Origin of the sequence: Dysgonomonas mossii, from assembly GCF_004569505.1 — a bacterium.
In the GTDB taxonomy this organism is placed as follows: domain Bacteria; phylum Bacteroidota; class Bacteroidia; order Bacteroidales; family Dysgonomonadaceae; genus Dysgonomonas.
In genome coordinates this window covers 425,878-448,779 of sequence record NZ_SPPK01000004.1, presented here as the reverse complement: position 1 = coordinate 448,779, position 22,902 = coordinate 425,878, and the positions used below count along the sequence as shown (strand labels likewise).

Genomic DNA, 22,902 nt, shown 5'->3' with positions numbered 1-22,902 from the left:
TCTGTATAAAGATAATTTAATCGAGTTTCAATACAGCTAAGAAGGCTTTTTGAGGAACTTCTACGTTTCCTACCTGCTTCATGCGTTTTTTACCTTCTTTTTGTTTTTCGAGAAGTTTACGCTTACGAGAGATATCACCACCATAACATTTCGCCGTAACATCTTTACGTACGGCCTTGATCGTTTCACGGGCTATAATTTTAGCACCGATAGCAGCCTGTATTGCTATATCAAATTGTTGACGGGGAATAAGTTCTCTCAATTTTTCACACATGCGACGTCCGAAGTTTACGGCATTGTCAACATGAGTTAGTGTAGAGAGGGCATCTACAGATTCACCATTTAATAGTATATCAAGTTTTACAAGCTTCGATTCACGATAGTCGTGCATATGATAATCGAAAGAAGCGTATCCTTTCGAAATACTTTTCAGCTTATCGTAAAAGTCGATAACAATCTCACCTAATGGTATATCATATATAATCTCAACACGATCTCCTGAGATATATTCTTGTTTGATAAGGATACCTCGTTTGCCGAGACATAAAGTCATAATAGCCCCTATATAGGTGGTATTGGTGATTACCGAAGCACGTATATAAGGTTCTTCTATATAATCTATCAGGGTAGGGTCAGGGAGTCCTGCCGGATTGTGAACCTCTTTCGTGTTCCCTTTCTTGTCGTGAACTATATAAGATACGTTCGGAACAGTTGTGATCACATCCATGTTGAATTCCCGGTCGAGGCGTTCCTGTATAATCTCCATATGTAATAGACCTAAGAATCCGCAACGGAAACCAAATCCTAAGGCAACAGATGATTCCGGCTGAAATGTAAGAGAGGCATCATTCAACTGAAGTTTCTCTAACGATGAGCGTAGGTCTTCAAAGTCTTCGCTATCGATAGGATAAACTCCGGCAAAAACCATTGGCTTTACTTCTTCGAAGCCATCAATAGCCTTGTCGCACGCTCCTTTTACATGTGTGATAGTATCTCCTACTTTTACTTCTTTCGAAGTTTTAATCCCTGAAATTATATAACCAACGTCGCCACATCTAACTTCATTGCGCGGAGACATATCCAGTTTTAGTACACCTACTTCATCAGCGTCATATTCTTTACCTGTTGCAAAGAATTTTACGAGATCACCTTTCTTAATTGTTCCATTCACTACTTTATAATAGGCAATGATACCACGGAAAGAGTTAAAAACTGAATCGAAAATAAGTGCTTGCAATGGAGCTTCGGGGTCTCCTTGTGGTTCCGGTATTCGTTCTATAATCGAATCCAGTATGGTATAAACGCCTTCTCCTGTTTTACCACTGGCTCGTATTATATCTTCTTTTTTTATACCTAACAGTTCTATTATCTGATCTTCAACTTCATCAGGCATAGCACTTGGCAGGTCTATTTTGTTCAGAATAGGAATAATCTCAAGATCATGCTCAATTGCCATATACAGGTTTGATATTGTTTGTGCCTGTATACCTTGTGCTGCGTCTACGATCAATAAGGCGCCTTCACATGCTGCTATAGAGCGCGAAACTTCATACGAAAAGTCAACGTGTCCGGGAGTATCTATCAGATTCAGAATATATTTTTCGCCTTTATATACATATTCCATCTGGATAGCATGGCTTTTTATCGTGATGCCACGCTCACGTTCCAGATCCATGTTGTCAAGTACCTGAGCTTGCAAGTCTTTGCCTTCAACAGTCTTTGTATATTCTAAAAGCCTGTCAGCAAGGGTACTTTTACCATGATCAATATGAGCTATAATGCAAAAATTTCGTATTTTATCCATTCTATAATAAATCTTCTTTTTGGTGTATCGATTTGAAGTAAATATACTACCCCAAATTAGGCTGCAAATATACAAAAAAGATATAAAATACAGGGCTATTAGAGAAACAGAATTCTGTGACTTTAAAGAAAGATTAAATCATGAGAAATAAATGCATTATCATTCTTTATATAAACTATGTCCATATATAATAAAAATAGGATGCACCATTGATACATCCTATTCCTTTATTCTGATATAATTTTATTTTTCTGTTTCCTTATACCATTTATTTAGCTGTCCATTAACAAAAACAAAGTACCAGTGGTTTTTAAATTTATCTACATATTCTAAAGTCTGGTCTCCATTACTTCTTTGGTCGACAACTGAATATTTATCACCCATAAGTGAGACGATCTCTCGCTGTGTCATTCCCAGTTCTACTTGTTTTAGTTGTGTATTGTAAACTGGTCCGCAAGCTGCAAGTGTAAATGCAACAAGGCATGCAAAAAATATCTTTTTCATAATATAATTGTTTTATAACCTATTTAACGTTCTAAGCATGTGTTTAGTTCTCAGATATAGAGTAATATCAATTTATAGTCATTTTTAAAAAAAAGGAGATAATGAATTGCTAATCTTCTTTGCAACAGTCACAACCCTCATGTTTCTCTAAAACTCTGTGAGGAAAATCTCCATGTCCAATTATTTCTATAGGACACGAATTGTATGATTTTTCAAGCCAGTCGGTCGAGATATTCGTGCCTGAATGATAATGCAGTCCTTCGTTTACGCATGCTATATTCTTCACGAGTGAAATAACGGTTCCAACATCATGAGATACCAGTATGATAGCCGTATCCAGATTTATCTCTTCGAGCAATTTGTAGAAATTACTTTCAAAACGTTTATCCACATAGGAATTCGGCTCATCAAGAACCAACAAATCGGGGTCATCGATAATTGCCCTTCCTAGTAATGTACGTTGCAACTGTCCCCCTGATAACGCACCTATCGAACGGTGTATAAGCTGTTCCAACCCCATTTTTTCGGCAATGACGCTCACCTTTTCTTTTTGTTCCTTTGTATAAGAAGAGAAAAGGCCTTTTTTTACGGTTAACCCAGACAAGATAACATCAGATACAGATATTGGAAATTTTTTATCAATCTGGTTGATCTGAGGTAAATAACCGATGTTTATTTTATCAACCTTTATATTATTCCTGTAAAAAGATATTTTACCTGAAGTCGGTTTGACCAACCCCATGAGAGTTTTCAGAAGAGTTGTTTTACCTCCTCCGTTTGGGCCGATAATACCAAGAAAATCATTCTTGGTAACGTCCAGATTGACATTCTTCAATACATAAGGATTGCCGTCGTATCCTACAGAAAGATCTTTTATCTCAAGAATTTTACTCATTAATCAATCTTCTAAAGCCATAGCTCTAGCTATTTTAATCATTTCTTCACTCCAATTATAAGACAGCAGATTGATAGGTATAGCTTTTCCGCCAATAGCTTGGGCTACTGTTTCAGCATTCTTTGTGTCAAATTCTTTTTGAATAAAGACAACTTTTAGACTTTCAGTTTTTGCTTTGTCTATCAGTTCTTTCAATTGAGCCGGAGAAGGGTTCTTTCCTTCATGCTCAATGGAATACTGTGTCAGCCCATATTCTTGAGCAAAATAGCTAAGCGCAGGGTGGTAAATGATAAAAGCTTTGCTTGGTGCTTTTTCTAGATACGATTTTATTATACTATCGGTCTTGTCTATTTCAGAGAGAAGTTTATCGTAATTTGCTTTGTAATCAGCTTCATTTACTCTGTCTATTTCAATAAGCCCTTTGTACATGTTTTCTGCAATGATTTTAGCAGAAACGACAGAACTCCATGTATGTGGATCTCCTCCTACATGTCCATGATGACTATGATCATGCCCTTCGTGATGATTGTGGTCTTCACATGTTGATTCTATGCCATCCGAACAATCAATTACTTTAAACGCAGGATTACTTGCCGCAACTTTATTTATCAGAGAGTTCTCTATACCAAGATAACCCACCTTGAAATAAGCTGTACTTTTGTCAAGATTCATCATCTGTGAAGGAGTAAAGTCTGCACTTTCCGGATTCATTCCGGGAGAAATAATGCATTCTACTTTAAAGTGATTCCCGACAAGAGCCTCTAAAAAATACTTCTGCGGTTCTATCGTGACCATCAGTATTTTAGAGTCTTCAGCTTTTGTTGAAGGTTTACAACCTTGTAATAAAGCAAGTGTAAGTATTCCCAAACATAAAGCTATATATGTATGTCTATGTTTCATTATTTAATATAGTCTTATTTTACTTTTCCTTCGTTAGGTCGTATATTTTACGAATGTGATCAAGTTCTTTCTTGAAGTCAATGTTCAGGTCTATCAAAGTGCCATCGTTAAGATCATACACCCAACCTGCTACACGTGGATATCCTGATTCCAAATATGATTTTTGCACTTCTGCTGTTTTTATAACATTCAGACACTGTTCGTATACATTAAGTTCTACCAAGCGATTGTAGCGGTCTTTCATATCAGGAATAGCATCTAGCTCTTTTTCGTGTAAACGATATACATCTCGTACATTTCTTAACCATGGATTCAGGATACCTAAATCTCTCGGCTGCATAGCTGCTTTTATTCCGCCGCAATTATAGTGGCCGCAAACAATTATATACTTTACATTCAAATATTCTACAGCATAGTTAATAACAGACAATACATTCAGATCATTATTTACAACCATATTGGCTATATTGCGATGAACGAATACTTCTCCCGGTTGCAATCCCATTATTTCATTTGCATGTACACGACTATCCGAACATCCTATATATAAATAGTCAGGGTTTTGCTCTTTTACAAGATGGGTAAAGAAATTTGGATTTTCTTTGTTCTTATTCTCAACCCATTTTTTGTTTTCTGCAAAAATTTTCTGATATGATTCTTGTATTTGCATCTAGTTTTTTGAGGTTTTAAGTTCTTGTATTATATTCGTTACCTGTTCGATCAATGATTTTGTGTTATCATTAACAATTACAAAGTCAGAAAGTTTAGCTTTTTCTTCATCCGACATCTGATTTTGTATGCGCTCCATCACCTTTTCTTTAGGGAGGTTGTCTCTTAGCATTGTTCGCTCGATTCTTATGTCTAAAGGTGTATATACCATCAACACCTTATCCATCATTCTGTTAAATCCAGATTCAAAGAGTATAGCAGCTTCATGCGCTACAATGTCACATTGTGCATGTTTTTTAACCCATTCAATAAAATCACGTTCTACTTCGGGGTGAATAATTGCATTTACTGTTTCCAGTTTTTTCTTATCATTAAATATATGAGAAGCAAGCAATGGTTTATTTAGTACTCCACCACTATATAGTTCTTCACCAAATAGATTGATTAGTTTTTTTCGAATTGTAGGAGATGTGGCAACTAACCTTTTACTTTCTATATCAGCAATGTAAACAGGCACACCACTAAGTGAAAATATCTGAGAGACAGTTGATTTTCCACTGCCTATGCCACCGGTTATACCTAGTTTGATCATAATAATTGTTATTATTGTTCGAGTACAAACTCTACCTCTGAAGGTACAGGTGTCATTGTGCGTATATAATCAGGACTATCGGTTATACGTACAGGTATAGTTGCATCTCTCAGCTCTTTTATATCGTTGTAGTCTATAGTAACTTCGAAATTACTACTGGTTATATTATCTGGTCTTCTCTTGCCTACAAAAAATTCAATTTTGACAGCAGACGGAAATAGTTTTATTTCTAAGTTGCTTGGTAAATTGATACAGGTAATAGGTACTTCAACTTCCTTTTTTATAAACTCATCGATTGGAATGTTCAATTCTACTTCACTCGGAACATATTTGACTCCTAGTATAGGCTTCATCTTTATTTTTACCTTCTTTGCCGATTTGATATTCCTTAATGTATCCGATTCCGTATAAGCAAAGAAAATGGTGTCTAATGAAGCTTTACTGCCGTATACCATAACAGAATCCGGCTGAGTTATCAAGTCTCCGTCGAGCATATAACCGGCATCGAGACTTACACTGCCGTTAAAAATAACAGGTAACTTCTTGCTTCGTAATAAGGCATATGAATATGACACCCGAGTGGGAGAGTAGCTAATTAGTTCGGATGTGACGAAAAGCTTAGAACGTATCAATTGCTCAAAATTACGTCCTTGGATAACCTTGTCCGGTGAATTCTTTATAACCTCTCTGACATCAACCACCAGTGAGTCTTTACGTCTGGTCAGGTAATATCGGAATAGGGTAGCACCATCATCTTTGATTCGGGCATAAACCGTAGTTGGCAGTTCATTCTCAAAGACTATACTATCCGGCTCATTTATGTATTTAACAGGTATAGCAAGGGTTGCCTCGTATTTTTGGCGATACACTTGCATCATCCAGAAAATAAAAGATAAAAGCACAAAAAACATGAAGGTCAAAATCTTTTTCCACCGAATTGTCTTGAAAAAAGCTTTGACCTTTTGTGCAAATATTTCCTTATCGTAAGTATCGCTCATAAGCTATACCCGGATATTTACCGTAATAAAAAAATTATTGTTTCTTAGTATCTTCGGCTGAAACATATACAGAAGATTTTTCAATCTTAATTTTTACTCCCTCTGCTATTTCAAGAATAAAATATGTATCACCCACTTCTTTCACTTTTCCGTGAACACCTCCGGCTGTAACCACTTTGTCACCTACCTTAATGGCGTTTCTTGCTTCTTGTAGAGCTTTTTGTTTCTTCTGCTGTGGTCTGATCATAAAGAAGTACATAATTCCGAAGAGCAGTACCATCATTATAATCATGCCGGTACTTCCGCCTAATAAACCTCCGGCAGGAGAAGCTCCACCATCTGCAGCTTGTAACAATACATTTAATAAAGTCATAATTGTTCTTTAATATTGATTTATATTATTCTTACTTCAGTTACTTTTTTTTGAATAAGTTTTTACAAATATAAGTGAATATTTTGAAATAGGCTTTATGCGAAAATATGATAAATGCTATTATTTCTTAATTATCTTTTTTTCTTCTTTCAGCTCTTTTACAATTGCATCCAAAATTCCATTTATAAAAGAAGCACTTTTTATAGTACTATATGACTTCGCTATATCGATATATTCATTTAAGGAAACACTAATTGGGATAGATGAGAATTCGATGATTTCGGCTATTGCAATCTGCATTATAACCATATCCATCAGAGCAATACGTTCCGACTCCCAATTCTTAGTGTATTTATCAATCAGCTCTTTATATTCTTTTCCGTTGAATAAGGACTCTCTCAATAATTTTACTGCAAACTCTTTATCCGTTTCATCCTTAAACATAGGAAGCAACTCTTGTTCTGTTCCTTTGTTTTCTTCAAAGCGTTTAATTGTTTTTAAAACAAAAGATTGGATGATTTCGATATCGTCGTTCCAATAAAGACTTTCATCCTCAAGGATGGAATATAAATCTTCAGTCGTGCATATAATTTGCTTGAAAACTTTACGCCAAAACTCACGATCGTCAGTATATTCTTGAGATTGATTTTCTGTATATTCTTTATATATGTCAGAGTTTAAGATATTATCCAATAGGTTGCGGATAAAAGCATCATGTTCTGCCCATGAGAAAGGCCTATCGTTCAGGTATTTTATCAGTTCTGTGTTTTGACTGAGTTGAGATATGAATTTATTATTCAACAACTTTGTGTTTGGGCTCATATCCTCTTTAGTGGGCAATAGCTTCGATTTACGACTATCTACTCTCTGAGCATAAGTATTAGTCAACTCTACCATCAACGATAACAGATAAAAGTACAAATCATATGATTTTTGTAGGCTAAGCATTAACTCACTTTCTGCCTTTCTCAAATCTGTGGTTTCACTATGACTGCATGAGAACAGTATTTGAACAACCCTGATACGAATAAGAACGCGATTTATCATTTATATATAAAAATGTTTCAGGCTGCAAAAATACACATTTTTTTGTAATACAATAGTTTTTTTCGCCAACATCTTTCTTGTTATAAAACGAAGGAGGATTTAGAATGAAAAATTAGAATTATCTTTGCCGTATCTTTATTAGGAATATAATTTATAACGAATCAACATAAACATTTATATCGCTTAGATGTTTAATAGAAGTAAGTAATGAAAAAAATAGTTATCGCAATAGATGGGTTTTCATCGAATGGTAAGAGTACTATGGCCAAAAGTTTGGCAAGGGAGATAGGGTATGTCTATATAGATAGTGGAGCCATGTATAGGGCTGTAACGCTATATTGCATACAACATAATCTCTTTAATGGCGAAACGCTGGATGAAGAAAAATTGCATAACGAAATAGAAAATATAAAGATACAGTTTCACTTAAACAAAGATACAGGAACTCCTGAGACATACCTGAATGGACAGAATGTTGAAGGTCTGATACGCAGTATGGAAGTATCGTCAAAAGTGAGTATTGTTAGTGCAATTCCTTTTGTACGCCATGCAATGGTGGCCCTCCAACAAGAAATGGGTAAGGCGAAAGGAATTGTAATGGATGGGAGAGATATAGGAACTGTTGTTTTTCCTGATGCCGAGATGAAAGTTTTTGTGACTGCAAAAGCTGAAATTAGAGCACAGAGACGCTTTGATGAATTGCAGTCGAAGGGTGATACGAAAACGACATACGAAGAAGTGCTGGAAAATTTAAGAACCAGAGATAATATGGATCAGACGCGGGCAGAAAGCCCTTTAATCCAAGCGCATGACGCCATTCTTCTGGATAATTCATATATGACCATTGACGATCAGATGCAATGGTTGGTACAAAAGTTCAAACAAATAACTACAAATTAAATGAGTAATATAGAAATAGATGCTAAGTCAGGTTTTTGCTTTGGGGTAGTTAATGCCATAAAGAAAGCAGAAGAAGAATTGGCCAAAGGAGGCATGCTTTATTGTTTAGGAGATATCGTGCACAATAACCTAGAAGTAGACAGGTTGGAAAAACTTGGAATGAAGACTATTAATCATGAAGAGTTTGCAAAACTGAAAAATGCAAGAGTTTTACTTAGGGCTCATGGCGAGCCACCTTCAACCTATCAAACGGCGAAGGAAAACAATATCGAGATCATAGATGCGTCATGTCCTGTTGTTTTACGTCTTCAGAAAAAGATACACGACAAATATGATAGTGAAAGAGATAACAATACACAAATTGTTATTTATGGTAAAAACGGGCATGCCGAAGTGAATGGGCTACTCGGACAAACTGAATCGAGTGCTATTGTTATTGAGAAGAAAGAAGATCTCGAAAAACTCGATTTTTCTAAAAATATTTGTTTATTCTCTCAGACAACAAAACCGCTGGATGGATTTCAAGAGATAATTGATATTATTCAAGGCAGAATGACGGGAGATGCTAAGTTTGAATTTTTTGATACTATTTGTCGTCAAGTGTCAAACCGTATTCCTAACATCAAAGAATTTGCTCTGAATAATGACATCATATTCTTTGTGGCAGGAGAGAAGAGTTCGAATGGAAAGGTCTTATTTGCTGAGTGTAAAAAATATAATCCCAACTCGTATTTTATCACTACACCATCAGATATAAACCCTGATTTAGTAAGCAAAACAGCCTCAATAGGTATTTGTGGTGCAACTTCTACTCCAAAATGGCAAATGGAAGAAGTAGAAGCAAAAATAGAGGAAATAAGATCGGTGTTAATTTAACCAAATTGACATATTGAGATTAGCCTTATCAGTGAATTTATTCTTATTTTTGTAATTCATTTTGAAAAAGGGACTTTAAGAATAAATATAAATAACATTATGGCTAACATTAAGTGTATTGGTATCCTTACTTCCGGAGGCGATGCTCCGGGTATGAATGCTGCTATTCGTGCAGTAACTCGTTCAGCTATCTATAACGGAATAGAAGTTAAAGGTGTTATGCGTGGTTATAAGGGATTGGTATTTGATGAAATTATACCATTCAAAACAAATAGTGTAAGTAATATTATACAGCAAGGAGGTACAATTCTTAAAACAGCTCGTTGTAAAGAGTTTGAAACAACAGAAGGTCGTCAGACAGCATACGAAACACTTCAACGTGAGAATATTGATGCTTTGGTTGTTATAGGTGGAGATGGTTCACTTACTGGAGCCCGTATTTTTGCACAAGAATATAATTTTCCTATAGTTGGTCTACCGGGAACTATCGATAATGACTTGCAAGGAACAGATTTAACGATTGGTTATGATACAGCGTTGAATACAATCATGCAAGCTGTAGATAAAATTCGCGATACAGCCAGTTCGCACGAACGTTTATTTTTTATTGAAGTGATGGGTCGTGAATGCGGTATTCTTGCACTTAACGGAGCGATTGCCTCTGGAGCAGAAGCTGCTATTATCCCTGAGAGATCAATGCAACAAGACCAATTGGCGGATTTGATATCTAATGGATTTCGTAAAAGTAAAAATAGTAGCCTTGTTCTTGTAACAGAGGGTGATATCACCGGTGGTGCAATGGTAATGGCCGAGCGTGTAAAAAAAGAATTTCCTCAGTACGATGTACGAGTAACTATTCTTGGGCATGTACAACGTGGAGGTTCTCCTACTGCAAACGACCGTATACTAGCTAGCCGAATGGGTGCTTCCGCAATTGATGCTCTGCTTGATGGTCAACGCAATGTAATGATTGGTATTCAGAATGATGTGATTGTATATGTTCCATTTTCCAAAGCAATCAAAAAGAATAAACCAATTCAGCCGGATTTAGTAGAAACATTGAAGGTTCTTTCAATTTAGAAATAGAATAAAATATAGATACTAAATAAAAAACGACGAAATCATCATCCGATTTTGTCGTTTTTTTTGTTTGATTATTTCCCTTTGAAAAAAACTTTAATTACAAGAGTCTTCAGACAAACAAATATTCTTTCCTTCTAACTGAATTGTGGCATGCTTAATTCCAAATCTTTCATGAATAGAGCGCTTAGCCTTCTCTAGGATTAGGTCACGATCAACATGTGGTTTTACTATTAGATGAACTGTTAATACCGAAAATTCAGACGTTATCATCCATATATGTAAGTCATGTATATCTTCTATGCCTTCTATTGACTTCAACGCATTTACAACTTCATCAGAATCTATCTCTGATGGTTTAGCTTCCATCAATATGTTAACAGATTCTTTAAGGACGTGCCATCCACTATAAAGAACTAGGAGTGAAACAATCATACTTGCTATTGGGTCGGCTATATACCAGCCAAATAACATGATGAGTATTGCTGCAGCTATAGCCCCAACAGAACCTAACAAATCGCCTATAACGTGCAGAAAAGCACTTCTTATATTTAAGTTTTCTTTGGTCGAGCCTTGTGAATGCAGGATATATGCGACAATAATATTAATAATAAGCCCAATGACTGATATGACCATCATACCCGGGCCTATTACATGAGGCGGTTCTGAAAGTCGATGTATTGCTTCTTTGAATATAAAAACAGAAATCAGGACAAGTACAATGCCATTTAATAACGCAGCTAGGATTTCAAAACGTTTATATCCATACGTTTTGGATGGGGTTGCTGCTCTGGAGCCGAAAATAAGAGCACTTAAACTTAACCCTAGTGCAACGGCATCACTTAACATATGCCCAGCATCAGATATTAAAGCTAAGCTATTCGTTAAATATCCTCCGATGAATTCAACAAACATAAATCCTGCTATCAGAAAGAAGCTAATCGTTAAAGCCTTCTTATTGGCATTATGTGCATGGCTATGCCCGCTATGTGAATGTTCGTGGGTGTTATGATTATGATCGTGTTTCATACGTTCTTATTTAGAATTATTTAAAATAAAAAAGCAAGGGTAAAGTTACTTCTTTTTCCCTTGCTTCTGTTATCTAGAATTATAATTCTTCTTACCTAGTCATTCATTGAGATAAGGAATTCTTCATTATTTATTGTTTTTCTTAATCTTCCGTCAAGGAACTGCATTGCTTCTACAGAGTTCATGTCAGATAAGAAGTTACGAAGAACCCACATTCTGCTTAGTGTATCGTTGCTCAGTAGTAAGTCATCTCTACGAGTACTTGACGCAATAATATCCACTGCTGGGAATATGCGCTTGTTAGACAATTTACGATCGAGCTGAAGTTCCATATTGCCTGTACCTTTAAACTCTTCGAAGATAACATCATCCATTTTAGAGCCGGTCTCAGTCAATGCTGTTGCAATGATTGTTAGAGATCCTCCATTTTCGATATTACGTGCTGCTCCGAAGAAACGTTTTGGCTTATGTAATGCATTTGCGTCAACCCCTCCGGTTAATACTTTTCCTGAAGCCGGTTGCACAGTATTGTATGCACGAGCTAGACGAGTGATGGAATCCAATAGGATAACTACGTCGTGTCCGCACTCTACCATACGTTTTGCTTTATTCAATACTATTTCGGCAATCTTCACATGGCGATCTGCCGGTTCGTCAAATGTAGATGCTATAACTTCAGCATTTACACTACGTTCCATATCGGTAACCTCCTCAGGGCGTTCATCGATCAGAAGAACGATCATGTACACCTCAGGATGGTTATCTGCAATCGCATTTGCTATATCTTTTAGCAATGTTGTTTTACCGGTCTTCGGTTGAGCAACAATCAAACCACGCTGTCCTTTACCAATCGGAGAGAATAGATCTACAACACGGCATGATAGATTGTCATTACGTCCTTTTGTTAGTTTAAATTTCTCATCTGGAAATAGCGGCTTCAAATGATCAAACGGAACGCGGTCACGTACTTCATCCGGTGTGCGTCCATTGATTCTATCTACCTTAACTAAAGGGAAGAATTTTTCAGACTCTTTCGGTGGACGTATTGGTCCTTCCACAATATCCCCGGTTTTTAAGCCGAATAGGCGTATTTGAGATTGGGATATATATATATCATCAGGAGACGACATATAATTATAATCGGATGAACGAAGGAATCCGTAGCCTTCCGACATAATCTCTAAAACACCTGTAGCTGATAATATTCCTTCAAAATCAAAAGATTTTTCCTGATTCTGATTATTTTGTTTTTGATTTTGTTGATTGTTTTGTTGCTGTGCCGGTTTATTTGTTTTAGCTGGTGCTTCAGTAATAATTTCCACAGCCGGAACCTCTGCATCAACTTCTAATGGAGATAGGAGAGGTAATCCCGGAACAGGTTCTTCTGGTTGAGCTTCTCTTACTTTGTTAGAGCGAAAAACCAGTTGAGTCGGCTTTACAGCTGTTGGCTGTTGTTTTACATTGCTGACAGGCTTAGCTTCCTTCTCTTTTTCTTCCACTTTCTTTACCACCTCTTTTTGTGGGGCTTTTTCTTTTTCTTCAATGACTACTTTCGGTTCATTTTTCTTTTCCACAACAGGAGCCTCTTTAGGTGTTACTTTTACCTGAGGTTTTGGCTCTTCTTTTTTAGGGGAGGCATCAGCAGGTTTAGAGTCTTGTTTTTCTGTTTTTTTCGCTTGCGGTTGGTTCTTGGGTCTTTCTAGTTTGTTCTTAGCTGCAGACTGGGATTTTCTTTGTTGTTGTTCTATCCGATCTTCGCTTTGATAGCTCTCAGAGTTTTTGTTTTTTGCTTCTAAGATAGCTTGTTCATCAAGAATTTTATAGATTAACTCATCTTTCTTATAAGCATCAGGACGTCGTATCCCAAGCTCCTTTGCGATGGTTCTAAGTTCGATAGTGAGCTTCTCGTTAAGCTCAAGAATGTTGTATATACGCATGTATATCTATATTAAAATATTGATTTTTGAGAATTTTTAATAAATTAGAGTAAAGCCTTTTCTGTAAAACTTTATAATAATAACTTTAATGGAACTTAACTTTAGGGAGATAATAATTTAAGGTTATTATCTAAGATTTAAATAGTTAGTTTGTTGGCTGGCTATCTGTCGGGATGATATTCAACCCCTAATCTTTTTTGTTTACAAGAGAAAATAATTATTTTATTTTTTTGCTAGACAAAGATAGATTTGCAATAAACCTGTGCAAAGATAATAAAAGAAATCTATTTTACAACATCTATTCTGTTATTGTTTTTTCTATTTCCTTCATAATAAAGACATATAAACTGGTTCTAAATAATGGAATATGAACATATATGTGAGGACGGGTGTTAATTAGGGACTACAGTGTTGAAAAATCTTTATTGATTCTTTAATTTAAAGATTTATCTTTGCTCCCCGTAAAATTATTAATATCATTAAACCCAATAATAACATGATTACAGATATTGAGATTGCAAGAAATATAGAGTTAGAAAATATAAATATTATAGCCAAGAAGCTCGGAATATCTCAAGAGCAACTATATAATTATGGTAAATATATAGCTAAAATACCTGTATCTCTAATCAATGATCAGAAGGTGGCTAATAGTAACCTCATATTAGTTACAGCAATAACTCCCACTAAAGCAGGAATAGGGAAAACAACAACTTCTATTGGATTAGCTTTGGGTTTAAACAAAATAGGTAAAAAAACAGTTGTTGCATTGAGAGAACCATCATTAGGGCCTTGCTTTGGAATGAAAGGAGGTGCTACCGGGGGAGGTCATGCTCAGGTTTTGCCTATGGAAGATATTAATCTGCATTTTACAGGTGATTTTCACGCAATAACATCTGCGCATAATATGATAACCGCTTTACTTGATAACTATTTGTATAGAAGTAAGGGCACAAAAGGTTTTTTGAAGGAAATAACATGGAAGAGGGTACTGGATGTAAATGATAGGAGCTTAAGATATATCGTCACTGGATTGAATGGAACAACAAATGGTATCCCCACTGAGTCCGGATTTGAAATTACTCCGGCTTCAGAAATAATGGCTATTCTATGTTTATCGAAAGATATTGATGATTTAAAGCGAAGAATAGGAAATATCATTCTGGGATATACCGTCGAAAATAATGCTTTTACAGTTAATGATCTCGGTGTTTCAGGTGCTATTGCTGTTTTATTGAAAAATGCGATAAACCCCAATTTGGTACAAACTACAGAACATTCTGCGGCTATTATACACGGTGGGCCTTTTGCAAATATAGCTCATGGTTGTAACTCTGTAATTGCTACCAAAATGGCAATGTCTCATGCTGATTATGTAATAACTGAGGCCGGCTTTGGTGCAGATCTGGGTGCTGAAAAGTTCTTTAATATTAAATGTCGTAAGGCCGGTATAACACCTAAGCTTACAATAATAGTGATCACTACTCAGGCATTGAAAATGCATGGAGGAGTAGCATTGGAAGATATTAAGAAGAAAAATATAGATGGGCTGCTGAAAGGTTTTGAAAATTTGAACAAGCATATCGAAAATATGAAATCTTTCGGACAGACCGTTCTTGTATCTTTAAATAGATATGGTTTCGATTCTGATGAAGAAATTTCATTGATAGAGAAATGTTGTGATAAAATGGGAGTTGGATTTGCCTTGAATGATTCTTATGTAAAAGGAGGCGAAGGAGCTATAGCATTAGCGAAGAAAGTTGTCGAACAAATTGACTTAAATCCTTCCAGAAGTTTAACTTTTACATACGATGATGAAGATGCTATTGATACTAAGATAGATAAAGTTGCAAAGAAAATATATGGTGCAGCCTCTGTTGTATTTAGCAATAAAGCTAAAAGAAAACTGGATACGATTAAGAAAATGGGCATAACTCATTATCCGATTTGTATCGCAAAAACGCAATATTCTTTTTCTGACGATGCCAGCCTGTATGGCACTCCCAAAGATTTTGAATTTACAATAAATGATATTGTGATTAACAATGGTGCTGAATTTATTGTTGCTATAGCCGGAGATATCATGCGAATGCCGGGGTTACCCGCAGAGCCGCAAGCAAAGCATATTGATATTGTAAATGGTATGATTGAAGGACTTAGTTGATAGGTATTTCATGATTTAAAATAAACAAAAAAGCCTCTGAATATTTCTTCAGAGGCTTTTTTTATAATCAATCTAATCAAACTTATTCTACAATAAAATCACTTCCTTTTATATCAAAATCTTTCTCAACGAGTGGAAGTTTTTCTGAATGGGTTGGGGTAGGAGAGCTTCCTCCGATAAATATCTTTCTTTTTCCCGCACTAACTTTTAATATGCCAGCATCATCTACTAAACCGAGCTCTCTTGGCGATAGATTGAATTCTACAGTTTTAGATTCTCCAGCTTTGAGTGATACCCTATTGAAGCCTTTTAAAGCATATAAAGGTTTCTGTCCTTTCGTATCAGGGTAAGAGATATAAAGCTGTACAACCTCTTCTCCTTCTACTTTTCCTGTATTCTTAATGCTGACAGATACTTTAGCATTGTTTCCTGTATCTATTGTTGACGGTACTTGGATCGGTGAATATTCAAATTTAGTATAACTTAAGCCATATCCAAACGGATATAAAACTTCTCCGTTGAAATATCTATATGTCCTGTTTTTCATTTCATATGAATTGAAGGCAGGCAAATCACTATCTTTTGCATAGAATGTAACAGGAAGCTTTCCTGAAGGATTATAGTCTCCAAATAGTACATCAGCAATAGCTGTACCTGCATCCTGGCCACCATACCATGCGTTGACAATGGCTGGAATGCTTTGTGATTCCCATTCTGTTGCAATTGCGCTACCTGTCATCATTACAAACACTGTAGGGATTTTTTCAGCAACAAGGGCTTTCATAAAATCTGTTTGTATTTTAGGTAGCTTGATAGAAGTTCTGTCACCCCCGGTAAAGCCTTCAATTTTAACAGGCATTTCTTCTCCTTCTAACTCGGGAGTGATTCCACCTACAAAAATAACTATATCTACACCTTTAAGACGTTTTAATAATGTAGAAACTTCTTCTTGACTGTTTGCTGAAGGAGTAACAAAGTCTATTCCTTTTTCATAAATAACTTCTGCCCCTTTCAATTTTTGTTTTATAGCTTCGTATGGCGTTACTATCTCGGTTGGGAAACCATTATAATTACCCAAAACAGAAACTTCATTATTTGCGTTAGGGCCTACAACTGCTACTTTCTTTAGCTTTTTACTTAGAGGTAATGTATTATTCTCATTTTTTAGAAGTACAATAGATTCCCTTGTTATTTTCAATGCTAAATCTTTATGTTTCTGAGATTCAAGAACAGATGTCGATATCTGAGAGTATTTAACATTTTCGGCAGGATCAAACATGCCTAGTCTGAATCTTATCGTAAACAAGCGTTTAAGAGATATATCTATTTGCTTTTCTGTAATTATACCGGCCTTTACAGCATCTACAAGAGCCTTATAGGCTTCGTTACCACAATCTATATCCGTTCCGTTGTATACGGCATCAGCTGCTGCATATTTGGCATCAGGATGCGTTTTGTGATGTTGATAGAAATCGTCAATTGCACCACAATCCGATGTTACATAGCCCGTGAAGTTCCATTTCTCGCGTAGTATCTCTTGCATCAGAAAATTATTACCACAGCAAGGTTCTCCATTATATGCATTGTATGCACACATCACTCCTGCAACTTTGGCATCCACTACTAAATTCCGAAATGCAGGAAGGTAAGTATCCCATAAATCATAGTCAGTAACAAATGTATTGAATGTATGACGTGTATTTTCGGGGCCGCTATGTACAGCATAATGTTTGGCACAAGCAGCAGCTTTTAGATATTTAGTATCGTCTCCTTGCAATCCGGCAACAAAAGACTTTCCCAATGCCCCGGTTAAGAAGGGATCTTCGCCATAAGTCTCTTGTCCACGTCCCCAACGAGGATCTCTAAATATGTTAATATTAGGAGTCCAATATGTTAATCCGTAATATATTTCTCTATTGTCTTTTGATGTGGCATCATTATATATAGCACGTCCTTCGTCTGATATAGCAGAAGCAACCTCTTTCATCAACTCTTTATTCCAAGCTGCGGCCATACCTATAGCCTGCGGAAAAACCGTTACTTTATAATCTGTTCTGCCTATTCCATGCAGACATTCGTTCCACCAATTGTATGCCGGAATATTGAGCCGCTCTATTGCAGGTGTATTATTTAACATCTGGGCAACCTTCTCTTCTAATGTTAATTTTGACACTAAGTCGTTGACTCGTTCATCAATAGAGAGGTTGGTGTTTTGGAAAGGGTAATTTTGTCCAAGCAGTGAAAAACAGGATAAAACATAGATAGAAAGGATCAACGTTAACTTCAGTTTTTTCATGATTTCTTTTTGATTCTGAATTATAAAATATACACAAAGCCTCTGATAATGAGTCAAGAGGCTTTGTAAATATATAATTTATTATTCATTAATCAAAGAGAAAAGCTCTTCGGCTGCCTCGCGCGGGCCATCTTTTGCTTTACCTTCAATTGCCAGAGACGTGTGTATTTCGCCGATTTTAACTCCGGCTTTTTTCATATCACTAAAATATAAGCGTACAAGCTTTTCGGTCGCTTCTCGTTCTTGAACCGGTCCAAATGGATTTGCAAAATAAGATTTTACAAGTCCTTTTTCTGTTGTCGTTCCTTTTGCTTTACGTGCTCCATCTTCAAATATTGGAATAGCTTTATCCAAATCGTTATACAAGAGGATTTTCTTTTCGGCCTCATTGTAATTATTGGCATATAGGAAATAATCTATCGGATATCCTCTGGATATAATTTCATATGTCGATATCGGAATTGTAACACGAGCATTTACTCTATCCATATTGGTATAAACACCTCTATCCAATTGAGCGAAGGCATAAGCCGGATCGAGATCATCTACCCTTACAAAGGCTCCAATCTCGGTTCCATATGCTTTGATAGTACCATCTTCTTCTTTCTTAAGATAACCCATATCATCAAAAATGACACGCATATGACGGATATAGTTTTCATTTAAAGTTCTGAAAGCCTCAAGGCTTTCAGATTTTCCCGCACCACTGTCACCCATGATGATTATATTGGATTCTTTTCCATTACGAAGAACAATGTTCACCATAGCGCCGTGTATAGGTAGTCTTTCATTCTCAATTTGCTTCACATTATGCAATGTAAGAAGCATTTTCTTCATATATCCGAAATAATCTATATCGTCGCAATAGTTTGCATATCCAATCAGTATATCATTCTTTTTATCTTTGTAATAGAAAGTACGTTTTTCTTCATGACCATCAGGATAACCGAATATGTAGATCATATCTGGTTTTTTTCCTATATATTCATTTTCTGTCGCTATTTCAAAAAGATTAGAGAGCCCTACACCATGTACCATAAAATCTTTATGGAAATAAACGAAGGTCAACATGTTACCCACTTTAGCAGGAAATACGAACCAGTCGTCTTCGTTTAACACAAGATTTTCAATCGGATTTTGTTGATGCTCTTGGAAAATGCCATCACGTGTATTTCTCTTAGTATAAGAAATATATGGAGGATGGAATACTACTGTACTAATAAAAGGTATTGATGTTAACCCTTTATATTCGATCGGACAATTCCAGTTTACATCGTTTAATGTCAGGCCGGCATTAGCTCCGGCTATAGATTGACGAAAAATACGGGATTCCCTTCCTACTACTGTCGTTTGTATTCTACGCCCTGTTGATAATATGAGATCGTTAAACATATCATTGGCCTGAATAAAACGAACATTTTGCAGACCTTCACCCAGCCTGTTATTTCTTACGATTGTATATCTCTCAAGTCTTTTCCAATATTCAAAAAGCAATTCTGTAACTTCTATAAATAAGTCTTTATCTTCAAAGAATTTTGAATACTTGTTATCCACAGCTACAACTTCTTCAATTTCAAATACAGTAAGTAGTTTAAATACTTCGATAAAAGCATCTACAAGATTGTCTTCTGAGCCAAAATGTTCAATATAATAATCGAAAATCACAACCTCTTCTTTCTTAAGAAATTGTTTTATAAAAGAATCAACTACTCGTCGAAAACCATAGCTATTAAGAAGTTTTTGCTTTGTGTCGCAATATTTTAATGTAAAATTGATCATTGCTCTTCCTCTGGAAAGCGTAAATTCATGTAGCATAATGTTTTATATATGGTTAAATTAATACAAAAAGAGAGTGTTTCTTGATACGAAACAAACAAAGATAAAGATTAAATTTAAGTTTTTAGTTAATATGATAAGGTAGATATGGTTTATGTATGTTAAATAATCTTTTGATACGGTATACATATGTGTCGCATTTTTAAACATAATCTCAATCGGGTTGTTCTATATAAAGTAACATGATTGATTATTCATAATCTAAATACAAAACTTATATATTATGGCTAATTCAAAAATTATAAACATTTTAGGCGATCAAAGTGAGTTTCTTCTTGGGCATGTAAGCAAGACAGTTGACAAATCTCTTATACATGCGCCAAGTCCAAATGCGATAGATAATGTTTGGATAGATTCGGATCGTAACATTCCTACATTAAACAGTTTGCAAAGACTATTCAGTCATGGCAGGCTTGCTAATACGGGTTATTTGTCTATTTTGCCGGTAGATCAGGATATTGAACATACGGCAGGGGCTTCATTTGCTCCAAATCCTATTTATTTTGATTCGGAGAATATAGTAAAACTTGCTATAGAATCGGGATGTAGTGCTGTGGCTTCTACCTATGGAGTATTAGGGTCAGTAGCCCGAAAATATGCGCATAAAATACCGTTTGTGGTAAAAATTAATCATAATGAACTGCTAACATATCCCAATACATACGACCAAGTGCTTTTTGGTACGATAAAAGAAGCATGGAATATGGGAGCTACAGCTGTAGGCGCGACAATATACTTTGGTTCGGAAGAAAGCCGCAGACAAATAGTAGATATTTCTAAAGCCTTTGAGTATGCACACGAATTGGGTATGGCAACCATCCTTTGGTGCTATCTTAGAAATAGCTCTTTCAAGAAAGATGGTGTTGATTATCACAGTGCTGCAGATTTATCATCTCAGGCTAACCATATAGGAGTTACGATAAAAGCAGATATCGTTAAGCAAAAACTTCCAACGAATAACGGTGGATTCAAAGCCATTAACTTTGCGAAGTGGGACGAACGTATGTATACCGAGTTGTCTAGCGATCATCCTATCGATTTATGCCGTTATCAAGTTATAAATGGCTACATGGGACGCGTTGGTCTAATTAACTCCGGTGGTGAATCGCATGGAGCGTCAGACCTTAAAGATGCAGTCTATACAGCAGTAGTTAATAAGCGAGCAGGGGGTATGGGCTTAATTTGTGGTCGTAAAGCTTTTCAGCGTCCAATGAAAGAAGGTATTGAATTGATAAATACAATACAAGATGTATACTTGGATAAAGAAATAACTTTAGCGTGAGCTAAAATCTAGTGTTTTTTATTATAGTTGCTAAGCAGCCCTTATGTATATAAAGCACAGGGCTTCTTTTTTAGAATAATAGATTAAAAAATAAAGACCATTCTATGATTTAAGAATGGTCTTTATTTATTTTTATTTCTTCGTATCTTCCTTTTCGTTCTTGTTTTCATCTTCTATAGGATGCGCAAGAGGGATGGTAATTCCGGCTTTCTCTGCATCGCCTTTCAGATACGAAGGAAGATTCATTCCGGCCATCTTGAATAAATCATTGAGTGGAGGAACAGACTTCATAAGACCTGAAACAAAATTAGCTGTAGTTGTTTGACCATTGCTATTGTTACCTGACGAATCCCAAACAGTAATCTTATCAATTTTAAGATTCTTGATCGCTTCAACCTGAGTTTTCACCAGTTCAGGAAGCTTTTCTATCAGTAGTAACTGATATGCTGCTACAGGATCGCCTCCGGCTGCATTTACAACACCTTTATAACCTTCCGCTTGTTTAGATAGTATTTCATACAATCCTCGAGCTTCTGCATCCATTTTGGCAAATATAGCATCAGCCTCACCTCGAGCTTGTTCTCTCAACTGTTCAGCCTTAGCTTGAGCTTCAATAATGATTTTTTGTTTCTCTATCTCAGCAGGAATTACAACGTTAGCTATTTGAGTAGAACGTTCTCTTTCAGAACGAGCCAACTCGGCTCTTTGTTCTGCCTGATACGCTTCTTCCAAAGCTTTTGCTTCTTGTACTTTTTCGGACGAAACAGCAAGTCTCAAGGCTTCTGCTTCCTTTTCACGACGAAGAGCATCGGAGCCTGCAATTTCTATTTTTGCAATATTCTCTCCTTTTACTGCTACAGCATTTGCTTCAGCCGTTTTTACACGAGTATCTCTCGTTGCTTCAGCTTTACCAATCGACTCATCTCTGAATGCTCCGGCAATGCTAACCTCTTTGTCCTTCTGAGCTATAGCTATCTGCACATCTCTATCCCGATGTGTTTCGGCTATTTGTACATCACGAAGTCTATCGGCTACAGCCTTTCCTGTTTCACCCATTTTTTCTTGTTCAGCTACACTCACTTTCGCCTCATTGATGGCTTTAGCAGCAGCTTCTTTCCCTAGAGCTTCTATATACCCTGATTCATCATTGATATCAGTTACGTTTACGTTGATTAACTTAAGACCAATTTTACGTAATTCGGTATCTACATTTTTAGAAATATTATCCAGAAATTTATCACGATCCGAGTTGATTTCTTCAATCATCATTGTGGCAATCACCAAACGAAGCTGACCGAATAAGATATCTTTCGCCAATTCTTGTATTTGCGAAGTGGTCAAGCCTAATAATCTCTCTGCCGCATTATTCATATTCTCCTTCTCTGTAGAAATCGCAATAGTAAATCGACATGGTACATCGACTCTAATGTTCTGTTTACTCAATGCACTAGTCAGATTGGCCTCGATAGATATCGGCTTCAAGTCTAAATAAGCAAAATCTTGTACTACCGGCCAGATAAAAGCACCTCCACCGTGTATACATTTGGCTGAAGCTCCTCCTGTTTTGCCATATACAACTAATATTTTGTCCGACGGACAACGCTTGTACCTAGATACCATTGTCATAATGAGGACAAATATTACAATTATAGCCACTACAAAAAGAACTCCTGTTCCTTCAAATAATCCTTCCATAATAAGAGTTTTATTTTAAAATTTA

19 protein-coding genes are annotated in these 22,902 nt (G+C 36.1%); 5 read left to right on the top strand and 14 right to left on the bottom strand.

What is annotated here, in order from left to right; all coding sequences use genetic code 11:
• Nucleotides 1–16: 16 nt before the first annotated feature.
• From lepA to nusB, 9 genes are all read right to left on the bottom strand, one after another.
• Complete coding sequence (lepA, locus tag E4T88_RS13895; RefSeq protein WP_135106433.1) at nt 17–1,804, bottom strand: translation elongation factor 4; 1,788 nt, start codon at nt 1,802–1,804, stop codon at nt 17–19.
• 243 nt (nt 1,805–2,047) lie between these two features.
• Nucleotides 2,048–2,308, bottom strand: a complete 261-nt coding sequence (locus E4T88_RS13890) for a hypothetical protein (RefSeq protein ID WP_135106431.1) — start codon at nt 2,306–2,308, stop codon at nt 2,048–2,050.
• Between the two features lie 109 nt (nt 2,309–2,417).
• Complete coding sequence (locus E4T88_RS13885) at nt 2,418–3,203, bottom strand: metal ABC transporter ATP-binding protein (RefSeq protein ID WP_135106429.1); 786 nt, start codon at nt 3,201–3,203, stop codon at nt 2,418–2,420.
• A 3-nt stretch (nt 3,204–3,206) separates the two neighbouring features.
• A complete protein-coding gene (locus E4T88_RS13880) occupies nt 3,207–4,103 on the bottom strand; it encodes a metal ABC transporter solute-binding protein, Zn/Mn family (RefSeq protein WP_135106427.1) in 897 nt (298 codons plus the stop codon).
• A 19-nt stretch (nt 4,104–4,122) separates the two neighbouring features.
• Nucleotides 4,123–4,773: a carbonic anhydrase gene (locus E4T88_RS13875; RefSeq protein WP_135106425.1), complete on the bottom strand. Its 651-nt coding sequence runs from the start codon at nt 4,771–4,773 to the stop codon at nt 4,123–4,125.
• Entirely contained in the window at nt 4,774–5,364 is a 591-nt protein-coding gene (gene coaE, locus E4T88_RS13870) for a dephospho-CoA kinase (protein WP_135106423.1), read from the bottom strand. It abuts the gene before it with no gap.
• An 11-nt stretch (nt 5,365–5,375) separates the two neighbouring features.
• A complete protein-coding gene (locus tag E4T88_RS13865; protein ID WP_135106421.1) occupies nt 5,376–6,362 on the bottom strand; it encodes a YbbR-like domain-containing protein in 987 nt (328 codons plus the stop codon).
• A gap of 34 nt (nt 6,363–6,396) precedes the next feature.
• Entirely contained in the window at nt 6,397–6,735 is a 339-nt protein-coding gene (yajC, locus tag E4T88_RS13860; protein ID WP_006844470.1) for a preprotein translocase subunit YajC, read from the bottom strand.
• 120 nt (nt 6,736–6,855) lie between these two features.
• Nucleotides 6,856–7,782, bottom strand: a complete 927-nt coding sequence (gene nusB, locus E4T88_RS13855; RefSeq protein ID WP_135106419.1) for a transcription antitermination factor NusB — start codon at nt 7,780–7,782, stop codon at nt 6,856–6,858.
• Between the two features lie 207 nt (nt 7,783–7,989).
• Here nusB and cmk point away from each other — a divergent pair, with 207 nt between their 5' ends.
• The 3 genes from cmk (at nt 7,990) to pfkA (ending at nt 10,638) form a co-directional block, all read left to right on the top strand.
• Entirely contained in the window at nt 7,990–8,682 is a 693-nt protein-coding gene (gene cmk, locus E4T88_RS13850; protein WP_135106417.1) for a (d)CMP kinase, read from the top strand.
• Complete coding sequence (locus E4T88_RS13845) at nt 8,683–9,558, top strand: 4-hydroxy-3-methylbut-2-enyl diphosphate reductase (RefSeq protein WP_006844467.1); 876 nt, start codon at nt 8,683–8,685, stop codon at nt 9,556–9,558.
• A 99-nt stretch (nt 9,559–9,657) separates the two neighbouring features.
• Nucleotides 9,658–10,638, top strand: coding sequence for a 6-phosphofructokinase (pfkA, locus tag E4T88_RS13840; RefSeq protein ID WP_135106415.1), 981 nt, complete (start codon nt 9,658–9,660; stop codon nt 10,636–10,638).
• Nucleotides 10,639–10,734: 96 nt separating this feature from the next.
• Here the strand turns inward: pfkA and E4T88_RS13835 are convergent, their stop codons facing one another.
• On the bottom strand, nt 10,735–11,667 hold the full coding sequence (locus E4T88_RS13835; protein WP_135106413.1) for a cation diffusion facilitator family transporter: 933 nt from the start codon (nt 11,665–11,667) through the stop codon (nt 10,735–10,737).
• Nucleotides 11,668–11,762: 95 nt separating this feature from the next.
• Nucleotides 11,763–13,604 carry a transcription termination factor Rho gene (rho, locus tag E4T88_RS13830; protein WP_135106411.1) on the bottom strand — a complete coding sequence of 614 codons (1,842 nt, stop codon included), beginning with the start codon at nt 13,602–13,604 and terminating at the stop codon, nt 11,763–11,765.
• Between the two features lie 496 nt (nt 13,605–14,100).
• Here rho and E4T88_RS13825 point away from each other — a divergent pair, with 496 nt between their 5' ends.
• Nucleotides 14,101–15,768 (top strand): formate--tetrahydrofolate ligase, encoded by a 1,668-nt coding sequence (locus tag E4T88_RS13825; RefSeq protein ID WP_135106409.1) that lies wholly within the window; start codon nt 14,101–14,103, stop codon nt 15,766–15,768.
• An 82-nt stretch (nt 15,769–15,850) separates the two neighbouring features.
• Here the strand turns inward: E4T88_RS13825 and E4T88_RS13820 are convergent, their stop codons facing one another.
• On the bottom strand, nt 15,851–18,064 hold the full coding sequence (locus E4T88_RS13820; protein ID WP_135106407.1) for a glycoside hydrolase family 3 C-terminal domain-containing protein: 2,214 nt from the start codon (nt 18,062–18,064) through the stop codon (nt 15,851–15,853).
• Nucleotides 18,065–18,145: 81 nt separating this feature from the next.
• On the bottom strand, nt 18,146–19,879 hold the full coding sequence (locus tag E4T88_RS13815) for a phosphoenolpyruvate carboxykinase (RefSeq protein WP_135106405.1): 1,734 nt from the start codon (nt 19,877–19,879) through the stop codon (nt 18,146–18,148).
• Nucleotides 19,880–20,123: 244 nt separating this feature from the next.
• On the opposite strand from E4T88_RS13815, the gene E4T88_RS13810 reads away from it, so the two are divergent.
• Nucleotides 20,124–21,182: a class I fructose-bisphosphate aldolase gene (locus E4T88_RS13810; protein ID WP_135106403.1), complete on the top strand. Its 1,059-nt coding sequence runs from the start codon at nt 20,124–20,126 to the stop codon at nt 21,180–21,182.
• Nucleotides 21,183–21,314: 132 nt separating this feature from the next.
• Here the strand turns inward: E4T88_RS13810 and E4T88_RS13805 are convergent, their stop codons facing one another.
• The gene (locus tag E4T88_RS13805) at nt 21,315–22,877 is read right to left on the bottom strand and encodes a flotillin family protein (protein WP_135106401.1); all 1,563 of its coding nucleotides are present in this window, start codon (nt 22,875–22,877) and stop codon (nt 21,315–21,317) included.
• Nucleotides 22,878–22,902 lie beyond the last annotated feature (25 nt).

Excerpts from the sequence above, each read along its gene's own strand:
- lepA (WP_135106433.1), bottom strand. The coding sequence starts at position 1,804 with ATGGATAAAATACGAAATTTTTGCATTATAGCTCATATTGATCATGGT.
- E4T88_RS13890 (WP_135106431.1), bottom strand. The coding sequence starts at position 2,308 with ATGAAAAAGATATTTTTTGCATGCCTTGTTGCATTTACACTTGCAGCT.
- E4T88_RS13885 (WP_135106429.1), bottom strand. The coding sequence starts at position 3,203 with ATGAGTAAAATTCTTGAGATAAAAGATCTTTCTGTAGGATACGACGGC.
- E4T88_RS13880 (WP_135106427.1), bottom strand. The coding sequence starts at position 4,103 with ATGAAACATAGACATACATATATAGCTTTATGTTTGGGAATACTTACA.
- E4T88_RS13875 (WP_135106425.1), bottom strand. The coding sequence starts at position 4,773 with ATGCAAATACAAGAATCATATCAGAAAATTTTTGCAGAAAACAAAAAA.
- coaE (WP_135106423.1), bottom strand. The coding sequence starts at position 5,364 with ATGATCAAACTAGGTATAACCGGTGGCATAGGCAGTGGAAAATCAACT.
- E4T88_RS13865 (WP_135106421.1), bottom strand. The coding sequence starts at position 6,362 with ATGAGCGATACTTACGATAAGGAAATATTTGCACAAAAGGTCAAAGCT.
- yajC (WP_006844470.1), bottom strand. The coding sequence starts at position 6,735 with ATGACTTTATTAAATGTATTGTTACAAGCTGCAGATGGTGGAGCTTCT.
- nusB (WP_135106419.1), bottom strand. The coding sequence starts at position 7,782 with ATGATAAATCGCGTTCTTATTCGTATCAGGGTTGTTCAAATACTGTTC.
- cmk (WP_135106417.1), top strand. The coding sequence starts at position 7,990 with ATGAAAAAAATAGTTATCGCAATAGATGGGTTTTCATCGAATGGTAAG.
- E4T88_RS13845 (WP_006844467.1), top strand. The coding sequence starts at position 8,683 with ATGAGTAATATAGAAATAGATGCTAAGTCAGGTTTTTGCTTTGGGGTA.
- pfkA (WP_135106415.1), top strand. The coding sequence starts at position 9,658 with ATGGCTAACATTAAGTGTATTGGTATCCTTACTTCCGGAGGCGATGCT.
- E4T88_RS13835 (WP_135106413.1), bottom strand. The coding sequence starts at position 11,667 with ATGAAACACGATCATAATCATAACACCCACGAACATTCACATAGCGGG.
- rho (WP_135106411.1), bottom strand. The coding sequence starts at position 13,604 with ATGCGTATATACAACATTCTTGAGCTTAACGAGAAGCTCACTATCGAA.
- E4T88_RS13825 (WP_135106409.1), top strand. The coding sequence starts at position 14,101 with ATGATTACAGATATTGAGATTGCAAGAAATATAGAGTTAGAAAATATA.
- E4T88_RS13820 (WP_135106407.1), bottom strand. The coding sequence starts at position 18,064 with ATGAAAAAACTGAAGTTAACGTTGATCCTTTCTATCTATGTTTTATCC.
- E4T88_RS13815 (WP_135106405.1), bottom strand. The coding sequence starts at position 19,879 with ATGCTACATGAATTTACGCTTTCCAGAGGAAGAGCAATGATCAATTTT.
- E4T88_RS13810 (WP_135106403.1), top strand. The coding sequence starts at position 20,124 with ATGGCTAATTCAAAAATTATAAACATTTTAGGCGATCAAAGTGAGTTT.
- E4T88_RS13805 (WP_135106401.1), bottom strand. The coding sequence starts at position 22,877 with ATGGAAGGATTATTTGAAGGAACAGGAGTTCTTTTTGTAGTGGCTATA.